The organism is Streptomyces sp. NPDC059003, assembly GCF_042740445.1.
Classification (GTDB): Bacteria; Actinomycetota; Actinomycetes; order Streptomycetales; family Streptomycetaceae; genus Streptomyces.
The window spans coordinates 17,547-33,819 of record NZ_JBHYJH010000063.1 but is presented as its reverse complement, the minus strand read 5'-3'; the positions used below and the strand labels follow the sequence as shown (position 1 = coordinate 33,819).

Below are 16,273 nucleotides of genomic sequence, written 5' to 3'. Positions count from 1 at the left end.
CCACCGTGGCTCGCGTCCGCGCCGCCGTCCTGCCCGCCGTCGGCTCGCCCCTGGAGGTCACCGAGATCGACCTGCCCGATCCCGGGCCCGGCCAGGTGCGGGTGCGCCTGGCGGCCGCCGGGGTCTGCCACTCCGACCTGTCCCTCGCCAACGGCACCATGCGGGTGCCGGTCCCTGCGGTGCTCGGTCACGAGGGCGCGGGCACGGTCGTCTCCGTCGGCGAGGGCGTCACCCATGTCGCGCCCGGCGACGGCGTCGTCCTGAACTGGGCGCCGTCCTGCGGCCGTTGCCCCGCCTGCGCCCGCGGCGAGGTCTGGCTGTGCGCCGACGCGCTCACCGGCGCGGGGGCCGTGTACGCCCGCCGCGCCGACGGCACGGATCTGCACCCCGGTCTGAACGTCGCCGCGTTCGCGGAGGAGACGGTGGTCGCCGCGTCCTGCGTCCTGCCCGCCCCCGACGGCATCCCCCTCACCGAGGCCGCCCTCCTCGGGTGCGCCGTCCTCACCGGGTACGGGGCGGTGCACCACTCCGCGCGGGTGCGCGAGGGGGAGACCGTCGCCGTGTTCGGCGTCGGCGGGGTCGGGCTCGCCACCCTCCAGGCGGCCCGGATCGCCGGGGCGTCCCGGCTGATCGCCGTCGACGTGTCGCCGGAGAAGGAGGCCCTGGCCCGCGCCGCGGGCGCCACGGACTTCGTCCTCGCCTCGGACGGCACCGCCCGCGACGTCCGCGAGCTCACCGGCGGGCAGGGGGTCGACGTGGCCGTCGAGTGCGTGGGGCGTGCCGTGACCATCCGCGCGGCATGGGACGCCACGCGGCGTGGCGGCCGTGCGACGGTGGTCGGCATCGGCGGCAAGGACCAGAAGGTCACCTTCAACGCGCTGGAGCTCTTCCACTGGGGGCGCACCCTGTCCGGCTGCGTCTACGGCAACTGCGACCCGGCCGCCGACCTCCCCGTCCTCGCCGCCCACATCCGCACGGGCGCCCTCGACCTCACGGCCCTCGTCACCGACCGCATCACCCTCGCCGACATCCCGTCCGCCTTCGCCAACATGGAGGCGGGGAAGGGTGGGCGGGCGCTGGTGGTGTTCACGTAAACGGTCCGTCGCGGGGGCGCCCCAGATCTGCCGGAGAATTCAGCCCGTCCGGCGTTTGAGGACGAGGCGCGCAGCGCCGGATAAAAGGGGTCCTAGGGGCGGAGCCCCTAGTTTCGGGAAGGGGTGGGACTGGGGCGCCCCCGCGAAGGCCCCCCGACCCGCTCGAACTGCAACGCCAACCCGTCCAGCAACGCCGCGAGCCCCACCTCGAAGGCCCGCTCATCCACCAGCTCCTGCCGCTCCGCAAGGAGATGCGCCTGCCCCAGATGCGGATAGTCCGCAGGATCGTACGCGGCCTCGTCATCGACGAATCCCCCCGCGAAGGACCCGAGCGCCGACCCCATGATGAAGTACCGCATCAGCGCCCCCACCGACGTGGCCTGGGCCGGCGGCCACCCCGCCTCGACCATCGCCCCGAACATCGCGTCCGCGAGCCGAAGCCCCGCGGGCCGCCGCCCGGGCCCGCGGGCGAGCACGGGGACGATGTTCGGATGCAGGGTGAGCGCGGCCCGGTAGGAGACGGCCCAGTCGTGCAGCGCGGCCCGCCAGTCGCGCCCATCCTCGAACATCGACAGATCGACCTGCGCGCTCACCGAGTCCGCGACGGCCTCGAGGATCTGGTCCTTGGTGCGGAAGTGGTTGTAGAGGGAGGGACCGCTGACGCCGAGCTCGGCGGCGAGGCGGCGCGTGGAGACGGCGGCGAGCCCCTCGGCGTCGACGAGGGCGCGCGCCGCGTCGACGATGCGTTCCCGGCTGAGGAGGGGCTTGCGCGGTCGGGCCATGCGGCACATAGTAGGGCTGCCACCAGAAACTAGCAGCGCTAATTTATAGGGACGGACCGTGGGGAGCCCGCGATGAACCTGGAGCTCAGCGAGGAGCAGACCGCCGTACGGCGGCTCGCGAAGGACTTCGTGGAGCGCGAGGTCACCCCGTACGTCGCCGCGTGGGACCGCGCCGAGAACGTCGACAGGTCGATCGTCGGCAAGCTCGGCGAGGTCGGGTTCCTCGGCCTGACCGTCGACGAGGAGTACGGCGGCTCGGGCGGCGACCACCTCGCGTACTGTCTGGTGACCGAGGAGCTCGGCCGCGGTGACTCGTCGGTGCGCGGCATCGTGTCGGTGTCGCTCGGCCTGGTCGCCAAGTCCATCGCGGCGTGGGGGAGCGAGGAGCAGAAGCGGCGCTGGCTGCCGGGGCTCACCTCCGGCCGGTACGTCGGCTGCTTCGGGCTCACCGAGCCGGGCACCGGATCCGACGCGGGGAACCTGACGACGAAGGCCGTGCGCGACGGCGACGCGTACGTCGTCAACGGCGCCAAGATGTTCATCACGAACGGCACCTGGGCCGACGTCGTCCTGCTCTTCGCGCGCACCAACGACGCCCCCGGGCACAAGGGCGTCTCCGCCTTCCTGGTGCCCGCCGACAGCCCCGGCCTGACCCGCCGCCCCGTGCGCGGCAAGCTCGGCCTGCGCGGCCAGGCCACCGCCGAGCTCGTCCTCGAGGACGTGCGCGTCCCCGCGGACGCGATGCTCGCGCCGGAGGGCAAGGGGTTCTCGGTGGCCATGTCGGCCCTCGCCAAGGGGCGGATGTCGGTGGCCGCCGGGTGCGTGGGCATCGCGCAGGCCGCGCTCGACGCCGCCGTGGCGTACGCGACCGAGCGCGAGCAGTTCGGCAGGAGCATCGCCCACCACCAGCTGGTGCAGGAGCTCCTCAGCGACATCGCGGTGGACGTGGACGCGGCCAGGCTGCTCACCTGGCGGGTCGCCGACCTCATCGACCGCGGACGGCCGTTCGCCACGGAGTCCTCCACGGCCAAGCTGTTCGCGTCGGAGGCCGCGGTGCGCGCCGCGAACAACGCCCTCCAGGTCTTCGGCGGCTACGGCTACATCGACGAGTACCCGGTCGGCAAGCTGCTCCGCGACGCCCGCGTGATGACCCTCTACGAGGGCACGAGCCAGATCCAGAAGCTGGTCATCGGGCGGGCCCTCACCGGCGTATCCGCCTTCTAGCCACTTGCCTAAGCGCTTGCTCACCTTCAGGGTAGGGTGTCTGTCCTGAACGGTGGAAGGAGTGCGCATGGGCGCCGCCAAGGAGACCCTCGGCGAGGAGCAGACGTGGGCCGAGGTCAGCCCCGACGCGGCCAGGCGGCTCCTCGCCGCCGCCGTCGAGGCCTTCGCCGAGCGCGGCTACCACGCGACGACGACGCGGGACATCGCGGGCCGCGCCGGCATGAGCCCGGCCGCGCTCTACATCCACTACAAGACCAAGGAAGAGCTGCTCCACCGCATCAGCAGGCTCGGCCACGACAAGGCCCTCGCCATCCTGCGCGCCGCCGCCGACGGCGAGGGGACCGCGGCCGAGCGGCTCTCCGACGCCGTACGGTCCTTCGTCCGCTGGCACGCCGGGCACCACATGACCGCCCGGGTCGTGCAGTACGAACTCGACGCGCTCGGCCCCGAGCACCGCACCGAGATCGTGGCGCTGCGCCGCCAGTCGGACGCGGCGGTACGGGAGATCATCAACGACGGTGTGCGGGCGGGCGAGTTCGACGTGCCCGACGTGCCCGGCACCACGCTCGCCGTGCTCTCGCTGTGCATCGACGTCGCCCGCTGGTTCGACGTCGCGGGGCGGCGGACGCCGGACGAGGTCGGCGCGCTCTACGCCGACCTCGTGCTGCGGATGGTGGGAGCGCGCACGCCCGCCGCGGATCAGCGGCAGTAGCCGCAGCGCTCAGAAGCGGTTCAGGAAGCGGTTCAGGAAGCGGTTCAGAAGTAGTAGCGCGAGACCGACTCCGCCACGCACGCCGGCTTCTCGCCGCCCTCGCGCTCCACCGTCACCGCGGCCGTCACCTGGACGCCGCCGTCCTTCGTCTCCTCCACCCCGGTCAGGACGGCGCTCGCGCGCACGCGCGAGCCCACCGGGACGGGGGAGGGGAAACGGACCTTGTTCGTGCCGTAGTTGAGGCCCATCCGCATGCCCTCGACCCGCAGCACCTGCGGTACGAGGACCGGCAGCAGCGACAGGGTCAGATAGCCGTGCGCGATGGTCGAGCCGAACGGGCCCGCGGCCGCCTTCTCCGGGTCCACGTGGATCCACTGGTGGTCGCCCGTGGCCTCCGCGAACAGGTCGATCCGCTTCTGGTCGACCTCCAGCCAGTCGCTGTGCCCGAGCTGTTCGCCGATCGCGGCGCGCAGTTCGTCGGCTGACGTGAAGATCCTCGGCTCTGCCATGTGCGGGCCTCCCGTACGGAGAGTGGACTAAGCGCTTGCTCAGCATGCTGGGTGGGGTGACCGGTGTCAACGTGGTGGCAAGTAGGCTTCGAGGGGTGCCCCAGATCCCAGAGAAGATCCACGAGCTCACCGTCGGCCAGCTCTCCGCGCGCAGTGGCGCGGCCGTGTCCGCGCTGCACTTCTACGAGACCAAAGGCCTCATCAGCAGCCGCCGCACCTCCGGCAACCAGCGCCGCTACCACCGCGACACGCTGCGCCGCGTCGCCTTCATCCGCGCCGCGCAGCGCGTCGGGATCCCGCTCGCCACGATTCGCGACGCGCTCGCGGAGCTGCCGGAGGGGCGGACGCCGACGCGGGAGGACTGGGCGCGGTTGTCGGGGACGTGGCGGAGTGAGCTCGACGCGCGGATTCAGGCCCTTGGCCGGCTGCGGGATCACCTCACCGACTGCATCGGCTGCGGCTGCCTCTCCCTGGAGACGTGTGTCCTGTCCAACCCGGACGACGTCTTCGGCGACCGCATGGTCGGCTCCCGCCTCATGAGCGAACGCCGCCGCTGACTCCCACCCACCCGCCCTTCCTGTGGCCGCGGCCCCAGCCCCCGCACACGGCTGGGGCTGCGCCCCTCTCCCCCGCTCATCGGCGCTCCGCGCCTCGCCCTCAAACGCCGGGCGGGCTATAGAACCCCGCCCACCCGCCCTTCTCCGGGGCTGTCGCCCCGGGCCCCGCCGCGTTCGGCCGTCTTGCGTCGCTGAGGTGGCTTCGCGCTCCGCGCTCGCATTCTCCCGCTCACCCGCCCCCTCCCGGGGGCGGGTGGGCGGGGATATCCAGCCCGTCCGGCGTTTGAGGACGAGCCGCGGAGCGGCGATGAGGGGGGAAAGGGGCGCAGCCCCAGCCGAGCGGCGGAGCCGGGGTAGGGCGGGTGGGTGGGGAGAGTCGGGTTGGGCCGTGGCTCTATCCGAACGGGGGTGTGGGGTGTACACGTACGGCACACGCCGGGAGTCGCACACACGGGGAGAGCCGATGAGCGTGGTCATCTGTTCGTTGAAATGGGAAGCGGAACGCTCGGGACCGCAGCGGATCACGTACGACAGCGACGGGTACCACCTGGTGCGCTTTCCGTACGGCGCAGGCGAAGAGGCGTACGACCCCTGGAAGATGCACGATCCGGCGCACGGCGGCACCAGGCCGTCCCGGTTCCCCGACGCCCGCTCGGGGCTCATCTGGCCGAGCCACGACGGGTGGGGAACGCTGTCGGCGCTGGTCTTCTGGGAGCCCGACGGCAGGCCGACGGAGTACCGCTCGCGCTTCGTGCGCGATCCGCTGAACCTGTCGACGGGCTACGACTCGACGGCCACCACCGACGCGGTGCCCACCCGGGGCGGGCAGTACCGCAGTTACGTGTGGCAGATGTTCGTGCACCCCGGGACCCCGGTGGGCCTGAAGATCTCCGCGCGCGGCGCGGGCGACGTGAAGCTCGCCGCGCCGCTGATGATGGCCGAGTTCAAGCTGGCCATCCAGACGGACGTCGTCAGGCCCCAGTAGGCCTCAGGCGGAGACCAGGGATCGTGACAGGCCGCCCCGGGCCCGCCGGACCGCCTCGTGCGTGAGGACGGGCGCGGGGACCACGATGCCGCAGCCCGTGCAGACGGGGCCCGACGACGGTTCGTGCGCCAGGCCGTAGCGCCATTCCAGGGACCGGGCGCCGCACACGGGGCAGGCGGCGGCCGGCTCTCGCTCCAGGGCGGTGATGAGCCTGCGCAGCACCTCGGCGAGCGGCGCGGACGGGTGCACGCCGGGGTCGTCGCACCAGGCGACACCGTGCCCGCCCCACGTGCAGCGGTGCCAGTCGTCGACGCTGCCGGGCCGCCGCAGGCCGTCGTGCTTCTCCTTGCGGCGGCGCCGCGCGAAGCTCTCCTCGTAGGCGAGCCACACGTCGCGGGCCGCCTCCAGTTCGTCGAGCGCGGCCACGAGCCGCGCGGGGTCGGGGGACCGGTCCTCGGGGCCGAAGCCCGCCCGGGAGCACAGATGGTCCCAGGTCGCCCGGTGGCCGTAGGGGGCGAATCTCTCCAGGCACTTGCGCAGTGAGTACCGCCGCAGCGCCAAGTCGCTCTGCGGGTCGCGCACCTGTCTCGCGAGACTCCGGAATCCGGCCATCGCCCTGCACCTCCGTCACACGTTCTCGGACGTCGCCAGTGGACCCAGCGGACACCGAGTAGACGTATCGACACGCGATTTGGTGCCATCCGATTTCCGACGCCGTTCCCCCGGTGCCTGCCGAGGGCGTTCCCTCAGCGTCTTCCCCGCAGGTCAGCGTCGATGTGTGGACGTTGCGTGGACGATGCGTGGGTGGTGCGGGCAAGGGACCCGCCGGGGGCGCGGGGACGGCATGTGGCGGTTGTGAAAAGGCGACGGTTGTTCATCTTTCAGGTTCGACAACCCAGCAGTAACCTCCGCCGCGACGGCCACCCGGAGGAGCACCCATGCGACCACGCAGCGCACGCTTAAGAACGCTCACCGGCTCGGCGGCCCTCGTCCTCGGGGCCGCCCTGCTGCTCGCGCCGGGCCCCGGCGCGGCCGCGGCCGAACCGCGGCCCGCACCCCAGCCGCGGTCGGCCACGGACCACTGCGGCAAGCAGTGCGCCGACATCCTGCCGCCGGGCGCCAACGGCAACGCCACGCTCGCCGAGATCCTCAGCCACCGCGTCCTCGGCACCAAGCCCGCCCACTCCGACGACCAGCTCGGCCCCTACGACGCCCTGGCGTCCGGCTACTCCTCGCTCACCGACGACAAGCTGACCGAGTTCTTCAACGACGCGTCCTTCGGCGTCGCGCCGGACCAGGTGGCCTCCGTGACCAGGCCCCGCGACGACGTGACGATCACGCGCGACAAGAAGTACGGCATCCCGCACATCGAGGGCACGACCCGCTACGGCACCGAGTTCGGCGCGGGCTACGCGGCGGGGCAGGACCGGCTGTGGCTCATCGACCTGTTCCGGCACATCGGGCGCGGCCAGCTGACGCCGTTCGCGGGCGGCGCCCCCGCCAACCAGGGCCTTGAGCAGCAGTTCTGGCCGCAGGCCCCGTACACCGAACAGGACCTGGAGCGGCAGGTCGAGTACATCAGGAACACCCAGGGCGAGCGCGGCCGGCAGGCCATGGCGGACGCGCAGGCCTACATCGACGGCCTCAACGCCTACCGCACGCAGTCCAAGAACGGCCGCTACTTCCCCGGCGAGTACGTCCTCACCGGCAAGATCGACGCGATCACCAACGTCGGCGAGATCGAGCCGTTCAAGGTCACCGACATGATCGCCCTCGCGTCGGTGGTCGGCGGCCTGTTCGGCAACGGCGGCGGCGGAGAGGTCGACGCGGCGCTCTCGCTGCTCGCCGCCCAGCAGAAGTACGGCGTCGAGAAGGGCGCCGAGATCTGGGAGGCCTTCCGCGGCCGCAACGACCCGGAGGCCGTGCAGACCATCCACGACGGCACGAGCTTCCCGTACGCGGGCAGGCCCGCCGAGCCGCGCGGCGCCGCCCTGCCCGACCCGGGCTCGGTCACCCGCGAACAGCTCGTGTACGACCGCGAGGGCGGCGCGAAGGCCACCGCGAAGAACCCGGCCCGCGCCCCCAAGGACCCCGTCGAGGCGCCGAAGAAGCTGCGGCCCCTGCAAGGCCTGCACGACCAAGGGGTCCTGCCCGCCGACCTGTTCGGCGGCCCGGCGCACCGCAAGGGCATGTCGAACGCCCTGCTCGTCTCCGGCAGGCACACCGCGAGCGGCCACCCCGTCGCCGTCTTCGGTCCGCAGACCGGGTACTTCGCTCCGCAGCTCCTGATGCAGCAGGAGCTCCAGGGCCCCGGCATCAGCGCGCGCGGCGTCTCCTTCGCGGGCGTCGGCATGTACGTGCAGCTCGGCCGCGGCCAGGACTACGCGTGGTCGGCGACCTCCGCGGGCCAGGACATCACGGACACCTACGCCGTCGAGCTGTGCGAACCCGGCGGCGGCGCGCCCACGAAGCAGTCCACGCACTACCGCTACCGGGGCGCCTGCACCCCCATGGAGAAGCTGGAGCGCAAGAACGCCTGGAAGCCCAGCCTCGCCGACTCCACGGCCGCGGGCTCCTACCGCATGCAGGTGTTCCGCACGCACTACGGCGTCGTGACGCACCGCGCGACGGTCGACCGCAAGCCCGTGGCGTACGTCTCGCTGCGCTCCACCTACCGCCACGAGGCCGACTCGATCATCGGCTTCCAGATGCTCAACGACCCGGCGCACGTCAAGGACGCCGCGTCCTTCAAGGAGGCCGCGCAGCACATCTCGTACGCCTTCAACTGGTTCTACGCCGACTCCCGCGACATCGCGTACTACAACAGCGGCGCCAACCCCGAGCGGGCCGACGGCGTCGACCCCTCCTTCCCCGTCGCCGCCCAGCAGGCCTACGAGTGGCGGGACTTCGACCCGAAGGACAACACCTCCGCGCGGACACCGGCCGCCGCCCACCCGCAGTCCGTCAACCAGGACTACTACATCTCCTGGAACAACAAGCAGGCCAAGGACTTCAGCGCGGCGGGCTTCGGCATGAGCGCCGTGCACCGCGGCGACCTGCTCGACGGCCGCGTCGGCAGGCTCGTCGAGCGGGGCGGCGTCACCCGGGCCGCACTGACGCAGGCCATGGCCGAGGCGGCCGTCACCGACCTGCGCGGCGAGCAGGTCCTGCCGGAGCTGCTGCGGGTGCTGCGCGCCAAGCCGGTCGACGACCCCCAGCTCGCCAAGGCCGTACAGCAGTTGGAGGCCTGGCAGAAGGCGGGCGCGCAGCGCAACCAGACGGCCCGGGGCTCCCACGCCTACGCGCACCCCGACGCCGTACGCATCATGGACGCCTGGTGGCCGCTGCTGGTCAAGGCCGCCTTCGAACCCGGGCTCGGCAAGGACCTGTACGACGCCCTGACGGGGCAGCTCGGCATCGACGAGGCGCCGTCGGCGGGCCACGGGCCGACCGGGGGACACGCGGGCTCGGCCTTCCAGTACGGCTGGTGGGGGTACGTCGACAAGGACCTGCGGACCGTGCTCGGGCAGCCGGTCAAGGGCTGGACCACGACGGCGTACTGCGGGGGCGGGGCGCTCGACGCGTGCCGGGACACGCTCCTGAAGACCCTGGGCCAGGCCGCCGCGAGGACACCGTCAGAGGTCTACCCCGGTGACGGCAGCTGCGCGGCGGGCGACCAGTGGTGCGCGGACGCGGTGATCCACCGCCCGCTGGGCGGCATCACGCACACCCCGATCCAGTGGCAGAACCGCCCGACGTACCAACAGGTGGTGGAGTTCCCCCAGCACCGATGAGAGATGTGCCCCGAGGGGCGCCTCCCCGCAGGGGGGCGCCCTGAAGGGGCGCGGGGAACTGCGCGCTCAGCCACAACGGCCCCGCTGCGCACAGCGAAACCGCAACCCCAACGGCGCTCAGCCCCCATCGATCCGCCCAGCCGCACACACCACCCGAGCCAACTCCTCATGACAAATATCAGCGTGCGCCCCACCGGGCGGACCACCCCGCCGCACCACAGCGGCAGCGTCAACGCTCACACACCCGTGCGCGGGCAGCCCCGCCCCGATCCGCACGCGAGCCGCGCCGTCGACGGCCTTGATCCCGTCGTACCCGACGGCGCCCCACCGCTCGAACAGGCCGAGGAAACTGGAGGAGTCACCGGCGAGCTTCGACGCGAGTGGGTAGAACATGCCGAGGGCGTCGTCGTGACGCGAGTGGCACGCGACGAGCGGGCCGTCCACGCGCTTCGGCACGCCCCGCAGGGCGCCGCCGCGCGACCGGTCGTGCGGCAGGCGCGCACTGAACGCGTAGTGCGAGAACGCCCCCTGCAGCAGCGTCGCCGACTTCACACAGCGCGCCCCGGCGGGCATCCCGCGCAGCGCGTACGCCACGAGCCGGGCGCCGAAGCTGTGCCCGATCAGATGCACGCGCAGGCCCGGTACGTCGCCGTCGAGCAGGCCGAGCGCGGGGCCGAGGCCCAGCTGGCCGACGGCGCCCGCGCGGCGCTTCATGGCGTAGTAGGAGCCCTGCCGCAGGATCTCCCGCGCGCCGTGCCACAGCCGCTTGCGCAGCCCGCCGAACAGCTCCGGGGCCCCGGGCTGCTCGCCCGCGTCGAGGCCCGTCCGCACCCCCGTCTGCTCCAGGGCGGCGACCAGGACCTCGCAGACGCCGACCGCGTCGTCGGTGAGCATCGCGGGCTCGCCCGCGCCGATGTCGTCGGCGAACTCGTGGGCGGGGCTGGTCTCGCGCACGGCCACCAGGTCGCGGACGAGCCGCGCGAACTCGTCGAGCCGTGAGCGGACCTCGGAGCGCTCCTCCAGGAGCAGCGCAAGGCGGTCGAGCCGCGCGGCCTGCGCGGGCCCCGGGAACATGCGGCCGAGGAGGCGGCGGGTCTGCTCGTCGAGGGTGGGCGGGGGCGCGGCCGCCGTCAGGGGCGCGGGCGCGGCGGACGGCTCGAAGTCGGGGATCCGCTCGTCGGGGAAGCGGATCGCGGGCCACAGCACCCCGGCGTAGCCGAGGCGCACATCCGGGCCCGAGAGCCGGTCGAAGGGGGCGAGGAAGCGCCGGTAGAGGGCGCGGGCGGTGCGCTGGTCGTTGTTCCAGCCGTGCGCGAACACCAGCAGATCGGTGATGCGCGTGTCCTCGGCGCCGGACAGGAGCCGGTCGCGCTGTGCGGCGTCGACGTCTCCGTCGGCGTCAAAGGTCAGTTCCCAGTAGGGCTCCATGGTCGCATCGTCCTGCCGCGCGGAGCCACTGGCCAGACGCCGCGCGCGCCGCGTGCGACCGGTGCGGCGGAGGCACGGCGGCCGGTGCCGTCCCCCGGACGCACCGGCCACCGCGGGACCGCGGGGCGCGGGTCACATGGGCGGGTAGGGCCCCTGCGGCGGCGCGTACTGCGACGGCGCGGCGGCAGTCGGTGCCTTGCGTTCGCGCGCGTAACGGTTCGTGCCCGGGAGCCAGCAGCACACGATCGCCGCGAGCGTCCCGAGCAGCGCCGCGAAACTGAACGCCATGACGGTTTCGGGTTCGTAGTCACCCAAGATGAGGAAATGCGGGAACAGGGCGATGACGCCCGAAATGGTAATGAGGACCCGCGCCCAAGTCGCCGCGTTCCTGCGTACGCAGAGCGTGAATACGAGCACGCACACGGCGGTGAAAATCGCGAAACCGGCACGGGCCGACAGCGTCCCGGCCCGGTCGCTGACGAGCTCGTCCCAGATGGGCCCCGACAGGTGCTTGATGTCGGCCGCCGTCGTCTGCGACGGAAGGCCCACGACGTCCGGATGGTCGTCGATGACGTCCCGGATGTTCTCGTCGGCCATGTCGTCGCCGCCGGCGAAGACGAGCGCCGCGCCGATCAGGGCGGAGACCACGGATATGACAGAGGTCCAGACCAGAGCGGTGAGGGAGCCGGGGCGCCTGGTCGCGCGGGCGGCGCGGGCCGCGCTGCGGGGGCCGGGTGGCGCGGGCGCGACCTGGTAGTGACTCACGGGTACAACTCTCCTTGCAGAGCGGCGGTGTTGATCAGGATTGCCTCGACCTTTCCATGGGTACGGCGAACGCATCCAGCTTTTACCGGAAGAAATCCCCAGATAATTTGGGGTGATCCGGGGATCAGTTTCCGCGGCGGCTATGCTGCAATGCGCGTAAAACACAAAGGACTTCACCGGAAGCCTCCACCGGAAGCTGAGAGAGAAAGCTCGTATGGCCTTAAACGGTCCCGCGCAGTACCCCGCGGCCCTCCTTGACACCACCATGGATCAGCTGCGGACACTGCTCGCCGTGCACGAGACCGGCACGGCGCTCGCCGCCGCGCGCCAGCTCGGCAGGGAACAGTCCAGCGTGCAGAAGCAACTGGACACGATGAACCGCACGTTCGGCGCGCTGTGCGGCGAGGCCCTGGTGCTCAAGCGGGGTCGCGGCAAGGACGTCCTGTTCACCGCCACCGGCGAGCTGCTCGTCGACCTCGCCCGCAGCACGCTGAGCGCGTGGACGGACGGCATCCACGACGCGCGCCGCCGCCTCGGCCGCACGCTGTCCGTCGGCTCGACCCGGTACACCCTCGGCTTTCTGCTCGACGCCGTGGAGCGCGTCAGCGACGTCTACGAACGGCGCGGCGTCGACCTGAAGGTCACGCACGTGCGCACCGGCGACCTGTTCGCCCGCCTCAACTCCAAGGAGCTCGACCTGGTGTGCGGCAGCGTCGTCGTCACGCAGGGGCAGGAGGCCGAGCTCGACCCGTACGAGGTCATCGAGTGGCGGCGCAGCGGCCTCTCCATCCTGACGAATCTGCCCCCGGAGCGCCTGCCGGGCCCGAGCGTGCAGGCCAGCGACCTGCCGGGGCTGCCGCTCGTGGTCTCGGCGGGCGGCCTCATCGCCCGCTTCCTCACCGCCTGGTACGGCGCCGACTTCCGCAAGGAGATGACGATCGCCGCCGAGATAGAGGCCGCGCACTACGGCTTCGAGCTCCTGCGCTCCGGCGTGGTCAGCGGCGCGATGCTGGTGACGCGCGGCATCGGGGAGGCCGCCGAGTCCGGCAGCCTCCCCGAAGCCGGGGGCCTGCGCCGCCTCGACGTCGTCGGGGACGTCGGCCCGCGCACCGAGGTCCTGGTCGGCGTCTTCACCCGCGGCGGCGACCGCGCCTCGTACGACGCGCAGCACCCCCTGAACCTGCTGTGGGACGCGCTCGCGAAGGACAACGAGCGCTGGTGGCTCAGCCGTTGAGGCCCGGCGCGGGGGTCACTGGCGGTGCGCCGCCGTGACGTCGTGCAGATGGATCAGGATGTCGTGGCTCGCCCCGAGCCTGATCCGCCAGGGCCCGTCGGGGTAGGCGGTGCCGATGCTGCGCGTCAGACGGCCCTTGCCCAGCCACTTCCGGGCGGCGGCGGGCGCGGTCCGCATGTCGACGAAGTAGTCGTCGTGGCGCACCTTGTCGAGCGTGTGCTCGTTCATGCCGGGCGCGGCCGCGCCCACCGTGCGGGGCCGCCACTTCATCGTGGTCTGGTTCTGCGCCAGGAAGGAGCCCTGGTCGAAGGTGAACCCGATGCTCGTGTACCGCTTGCCGAGCGCGTCGCGCAGGAAGGCGCCCTGCATCTTCGGGTAGCGCTTGTCGTAACTCTCGTACCCGACATGGGCGTTGTGCGCCGAGAGCAGGACCTTGTCGCCGGTGTACCGCTGCCACCACGCCGTGTTCCTCGCCATGATGCGGTCGCGGTACAGCATGGCGTCCTTGATGCCCTGGTCCGTGTCGTCGTAGGAGAGGATCTTCGCGGTCTCGGCGATGGAGTCCGCGTTCCGCAGCGCCCAGTCGAACGCCTTCCCTCCCTGGTCCGGTCGACGGGAATCGAGCAGGTCACGGGCCCGCTCCGCCTTCTTCGTGAGCCGTGCGCGCTCGGCGAGCGGAAGCCCCCAGAACGTGTCGCTGTCCGTCAGGCGGCGCAGCGGCGCGTACAGCGCGTCGACGCGCGCGAGGAGGTCCGGCTCGTGCTTGCGTACGTAGTCCCGCACCGCGTCGAACAACTCGATTCCCTGGTGCGGGTAGTTGAGGTCATTCCCCATGAAGCGCACCTGCCGGTCCGGGTGCTTCTGGTTGTACGCCCGCATCCAGGTGAGCAACTCCACGTACTCATCCGTGTCCCACGGCGTCCTGCCGAGCTCCTTGTGGACCAGTTTCCGTACGTCGCCCTTGCCGCCGCGCACATACGCGTCGAAGCGGAGTCCCGTCGTCCAACTGATTTCCTGGGCGAAGGTGGTGAAGCCCTTTTTCTCGACGAGATAGCGGAATAGCCGATCCTTCATTGTGAAGAATTCGTGCGACCCATGCGTTGCCTCGCCCAGGCCGACCACCTTGGCGCCGCCCACCATGCGGCCGAGCGGCCGCAGGTCGGCCGTGGGGCCGCCCGGGTCCGTGGAGCGCAGGGGGTGGGCCGCGCGCTCGATGGCGCGCACGGGGTCGTCCGCGGGCGCCGCCGCCTGTGCGGTCTGCGGGGCGATGAGCGCGCCCGTCCCGGTCGCCGCGACCAGGACCAGGGAAGCCCGCCCCCATGAAGCCCGCCGCCGTGAAGCCAGTCCCAGCGAAGCCTGCCGCCGTGCCGTCCGTGCCGTCCGTGCCATGTGTCCTCCTCGGATCGTGTCCCTCGAACCCGCAGATCACGATCCCGGGCGGCGGCGTCCTGAACCATCCGGCGGGCTCCCCGGTACGGGGTGGAGCGCACCGCACCGCGCGCCTACCGGTTTAGCCGAAGGCACCCCTTCCTCCGCCACATACCGACCGGTTAGTCTGCCGTCACCGTGTGATCGAGGCCGAAGGAGACCACCCGTGGAGAGCCTTAAGGGCAAGGGAGTTGTCGTCACCGGCGCCGGGGGCGGCATCGGCGCCGCCCTGGCCCGCCGCTTCGCCGAGGCCGGGGCCCGCGTCGTCGTCAACGACCTGGACGCCGCCAAGGCCGCCGCCGTGGCCGACGAGGTGGGCGGCACCGCCGTGCCGGGCGACGCGTCGGGGGTCGTGGCCGCCGCGACCGCCGCGCTCGGCGGCACCGTCGACGTGTACTGCGCCAACGCCGGGCTCGCGTCCGGCGGCACGGAGGCCGCCGACGAGGAGGTGTGGGCCCGCGCGTGGGACGTGAACGTCATGGCCCACGTACGCGCCGCGCAGGCGCTGCTGCCCGGCTGGCTGGAGCGCGGCGAGGGCCGCTTCGTGTCCACCGTGTCCGCCGCCGGGCTCCTCACGATGATCGGCGCGGCCCCGTACAGCGTCACCAAGCACGGCGCGTACGCCTTCGCCGAATGGCTCTCCCTGACCTACCGTCACCGCGGCATCAAGGTCCACGCGATCTGCCCGCAGGGCGTGCGCACCGACATGCTCACCGCCGCGGGGTCCGCCGGCGAGCTGGTCCTCGCACCCACCGCCATCGAGCCGGAGGACGTCGCCGACGCGCTGTTCGCCGGAATGGCCGACGACCGGTTCCTGATCCTGCCGCACCCCGAGGTCGCCGCGTACTACCGGGCGCGGGCCGCCGAGCCGGACGCGTGGCTGACCAACATGAACCACATCCAGCAGAAGTGGGAGGCGACGCCGCGGCCGTAGGCGGGCGGATGGGAAGATCCTCCGGCGGGAACGCGTTCACGCACACGCAGCGCGGCGCACCTCGCGCGGCACACATCACGCATCACGGAACTCGGAAGGCAGGTGGCGGCAGTGGCCAGGACGACGGACGGTGACGGCACACCCGTCCCCCAGCGGCTGCTCGCCGCCGCCACCCGGCTCTTCGCCGACCGCGGCTACGACCGTACGTCCGTACAGGAGATCGTGGAGGCGGCCGGCGTCACCAAGGGCGCGCTGTACCACTACTTCGGCTCCAAGGACGACCTGCTGCACGAGGTGTACGCGCGCATGCTGCGGGTCCAGCAGGAGCGGCTCGACGCGTTCGCCGACGCGGACGCGCCCGTCGAGCAACGGCTGCGCGACGCCGCGGCCGACGTCGTGGTCACCACGATCGCCAACCTGGACGACGCCGCGATCTTCTTCCGGTCGATGCACCATCTGAGTCCCGAGAAGCACAAGCAGGTGCGGGCCGAGCGGCGGCGCTACCACGAGCGGTTCCGGGCGCTCGTCGAGGAGGGCCAGGAGTCGGGCGTCTTCTCCACGGCGACGCCGGCGGACCTGGTCGTGGACTACCACTTCGGCTCCGTCCACCACCTCTCCACGTGGTACCGCCCCGACGGCCCCCTGACCCCCCAACAGGTGGCCGACCACCTGGCCGACCTCCTCCTCCGCGCCCTCCGCCCCTAGTCACCGGCGGGGGTTGCCCGCCGTCGGCGACTGCGGGAAGCGTATGGGCGGGCGGGTGGGAGATTCCCGCCGCGAAGCGGCGGGCACGGCGGCGTACGGGGCGGGGCCGACGGGGGCCACCC

15 protein-coding genes are annotated in these 16,273 nt (G+C 72.3%); 9 read left to right on the top strand and 6 right to left on the bottom strand.

Annotation, left to right across the window (positions count from 1 at the left end; all coding sequences use genetic code 11):
* The first annotated feature begins 5 nt into the window (after positions 1 to 5).
* Positions 6 to 1,094: a Zn-dependent alcohol dehydrogenase gene (locus ACFWZ5_RS22360; protein WP_384799041.1), complete on the top strand. Its 1,089-nt coding sequence runs from the start codon at positions 6 to 8 to the stop codon at positions 1,092 to 1,094.
* A 107-nt stretch (positions 1,095 to 1,201) separates the two neighbouring features.
* On the opposite strand, the gene ACFWZ5_RS22355 is transcribed toward ACFWZ5_RS22360, so the two are convergent.
* On the bottom strand, positions 1,202 to 1,876 hold the full coding sequence (locus ACFWZ5_RS22355) for a TetR/AcrR family transcriptional regulator (protein ID WP_384799044.1): 675 nt from the start codon (positions 1,874 to 1,876) through the stop codon (positions 1,202 to 1,204).
* Positions 1,877 to 1,948: 72 nt separating this feature from the next.
* On the opposite strand from ACFWZ5_RS22355, the gene ACFWZ5_RS22350 reads away from it, so the two are divergent.
* Entirely contained in the window at positions 1,949 to 3,100 is a 1,152-nt protein-coding gene (locus ACFWZ5_RS22350) for an acyl-CoA dehydrogenase family protein (protein WP_384799047.1), read from the top strand.
* Positions 3,101 to 3,167: 67 nt separating this feature from the next.
* A complete protein-coding gene (locus ACFWZ5_RS22345) occupies positions 3,168 to 3,812 on the top strand; it encodes a TetR/AcrR family transcriptional regulator (RefSeq protein ID WP_384799050.1) in 645 nt (214 codons plus the stop codon).
* Positions 3,813 to 3,856: 44 nt separating this feature from the next.
* Here ACFWZ5_RS22345 and ACFWZ5_RS22340 read toward each other — a convergent pair whose 3' ends face one another.
* Entirely contained in the window at positions 3,857 to 4,321 is a 465-nt protein-coding gene (locus ACFWZ5_RS22340) for a MaoC family dehydratase (RefSeq protein WP_384799053.1), read from the bottom strand.
* 95 nt (positions 4,322 to 4,416) lie between these two features.
* Here ACFWZ5_RS22340 and soxR point away from each other — a divergent pair, with 95 nt between their 5' ends.
* Positions 4,417 to 4,878, top strand: a complete 462-nt coding sequence (gene soxR, locus ACFWZ5_RS22335) for a redox-sensitive transcriptional activator SoxR (protein WP_384799056.1) — start codon at positions 4,417 to 4,419, stop codon at positions 4,876 to 4,878.
* Positions 4,879 to 5,341: 463 nt separating this feature from the next.
* Positions 5,342 to 5,863: a hypothetical protein gene (locus ACFWZ5_RS22330; RefSeq protein ID WP_384798907.1), complete on the top strand. Its 522-nt coding sequence runs from the start codon at positions 5,342 to 5,344 to the stop codon at positions 5,861 to 5,863.
* 3 nt (positions 5,864 to 5,866) lie between these two features.
* Here ACFWZ5_RS22330 and ACFWZ5_RS22325 read toward each other — a convergent pair whose 3' ends face one another.
* Positions 5,867 to 6,475 (bottom strand): hypothetical protein, encoded by a 609-nt coding sequence (locus ACFWZ5_RS22325; RefSeq protein WP_384798904.1) that lies wholly within the window; start codon positions 6,473 to 6,475, stop codon positions 5,867 to 5,869.
* Between the two features lie 326 nt (positions 6,476 to 6,801).
* Here ACFWZ5_RS22325 and ACFWZ5_RS22320 point away from each other — a divergent pair, with 326 nt between their 5' ends.
* Entirely contained in the window at positions 6,802 to 9,657 is a 2,856-nt protein-coding gene (locus tag ACFWZ5_RS22320) for a penicillin acylase family protein (protein ID WP_384798901.1), read from the top strand.
* Between the two features lie 117 nt (positions 9,658 to 9,774).
* Here the strand turns inward: ACFWZ5_RS22320 and ACFWZ5_RS22315 are convergent, their stop codons facing one another.
* Together ACFWZ5_RS22315 and ACFWZ5_RS22310 are read right to left on the bottom strand one after the other, a co-directional pair.
* Positions 9,775 to 11,085, bottom strand: a complete 1,311-nt coding sequence (locus tag ACFWZ5_RS22315; protein ID WP_384798898.1) for a serine-threonine protein kinase — start codon at positions 11,083 to 11,085, stop codon at positions 9,775 to 9,777.
* A 132-nt stretch (positions 11,086 to 11,217) separates the two neighbouring features.
* A complete protein-coding gene (locus tag ACFWZ5_RS22310; protein ID WP_384798896.1) occupies positions 11,218 to 11,850 on the bottom strand; it encodes a hypothetical protein in 633 nt (210 codons plus the stop codon).
* 214 nt (positions 11,851 to 12,064) lie between these two features.
* On the opposite strand from ACFWZ5_RS22310, the gene ACFWZ5_RS22305 reads away from it, so the two are divergent.
* A complete protein-coding gene (locus tag ACFWZ5_RS22305; RefSeq protein ID WP_384798893.1) occupies positions 12,065 to 13,084 on the top strand; it encodes a LysR family transcriptional regulator in 1,020 nt (339 codons plus the stop codon).
* 15 nt (positions 13,085 to 13,099) lie between these two features.
* Here ACFWZ5_RS22305 and ACFWZ5_RS22300 read toward each other — a convergent pair whose 3' ends face one another.
* Complete coding sequence (locus tag ACFWZ5_RS22300) at positions 13,100 to 14,473, bottom strand: erythromycin esterase family protein (RefSeq protein WP_384798890.1); 1,374 nt, start codon at positions 14,471 to 14,473, stop codon at positions 13,100 to 13,102.
* A 205-nt stretch (positions 14,474 to 14,678) separates the two neighbouring features.
* Between ACFWZ5_RS22300 and ACFWZ5_RS22295 the strand changes: the two genes are divergently transcribed.
* Both ACFWZ5_RS22295 and ACFWZ5_RS22290 read left to right on the top strand, forming a co-directional pair.
* Positions 14,679 to 15,446 carry an SDR family oxidoreductase gene (locus ACFWZ5_RS22295; RefSeq protein WP_384798887.1) on the top strand — a complete coding sequence of 256 codons (768 nt, stop codon included), beginning with the start codon at positions 14,679 to 14,681 and terminating at the stop codon, positions 15,444 to 15,446.
* A 111-nt stretch (positions 15,447 to 15,557) separates the two neighbouring features.
* On the top strand, positions 15,558 to 16,151 hold the full coding sequence (locus tag ACFWZ5_RS22290; protein ID WP_384798884.1) for a TetR/AcrR family transcriptional regulator: 594 nt from the start codon (positions 15,558 to 15,560) through the stop codon (positions 16,149 to 16,151).
* The last annotated feature ends 122 nt before the right edge of the window (positions 16,152 to 16,273 follow it).

What these genes read in the sequence shown, in the direction of transcription:
- ACFWZ5_RS22355 (WP_384799044.1), bottom strand. Translation starts at nt 1,876, where the DNA reads ATGGCCCGACCGCGCAAGCCCCTCCTCAGCCGGGAACGCATCGTCGAC.
- ACFWZ5_RS22350 (WP_384799047.1), top strand. Translation starts at nt 1,949, where the DNA reads ATGAACCTGGAGCTCAGCGAGGAGCAGACCGCCGTACGGCGGCTCGCG.
- ACFWZ5_RS22345 (WP_384799050.1), top strand. Translation starts at nt 3,168, where the DNA reads ATGGGCGCCGCCAAGGAGACCCTCGGCGAGGAGCAGACGTGGGCCGAG.
- ACFWZ5_RS22340 (WP_384799053.1), bottom strand. Translation starts at nt 4,321, where the DNA reads ATGGCAGAGCCGAGGATCTTCACGTCAGCCGACGAACTGCGCGCCGCG.
- ACFWZ5_RS22330 (WP_384798907.1), top strand. Translation starts at nt 5,342, where the DNA reads ATGAGCGTGGTCATCTGTTCGTTGAAATGGGAAGCGGAACGCTCGGGA.
- ACFWZ5_RS22325 (WP_384798904.1), bottom strand. Translation starts at nt 6,475, where the DNA reads ATGGCCGGATTCCGGAGTCTCGCGAGACAGGTGCGCGACCCGCAGAGC.
- ACFWZ5_RS22320 (WP_384798901.1), top strand. Translation starts at nt 6,802, where the DNA reads ATGCGACCACGCAGCGCACGCTTAAGAACGCTCACCGGCTCGGCGGCC.
- ACFWZ5_RS22315 (WP_384798898.1), bottom strand. Translation starts at nt 11,085, where the DNA reads ATGGAGCCCTACTGGGAACTGACCTTTGACGCCGACGGAGACGTCGAC.
- ACFWZ5_RS22305 (WP_384798893.1), top strand. Translation starts at nt 12,065, where the DNA reads ATGGCCTTAAACGGTCCCGCGCAGTACCCCGCGGCCCTCCTTGACACC.
- ACFWZ5_RS22300 (WP_384798890.1), bottom strand. Translation starts at nt 14,473, where the DNA reads ATGGCACGGACGGCACGGACGGCACGGCGGCAGGCTTCGCTGGGACTG.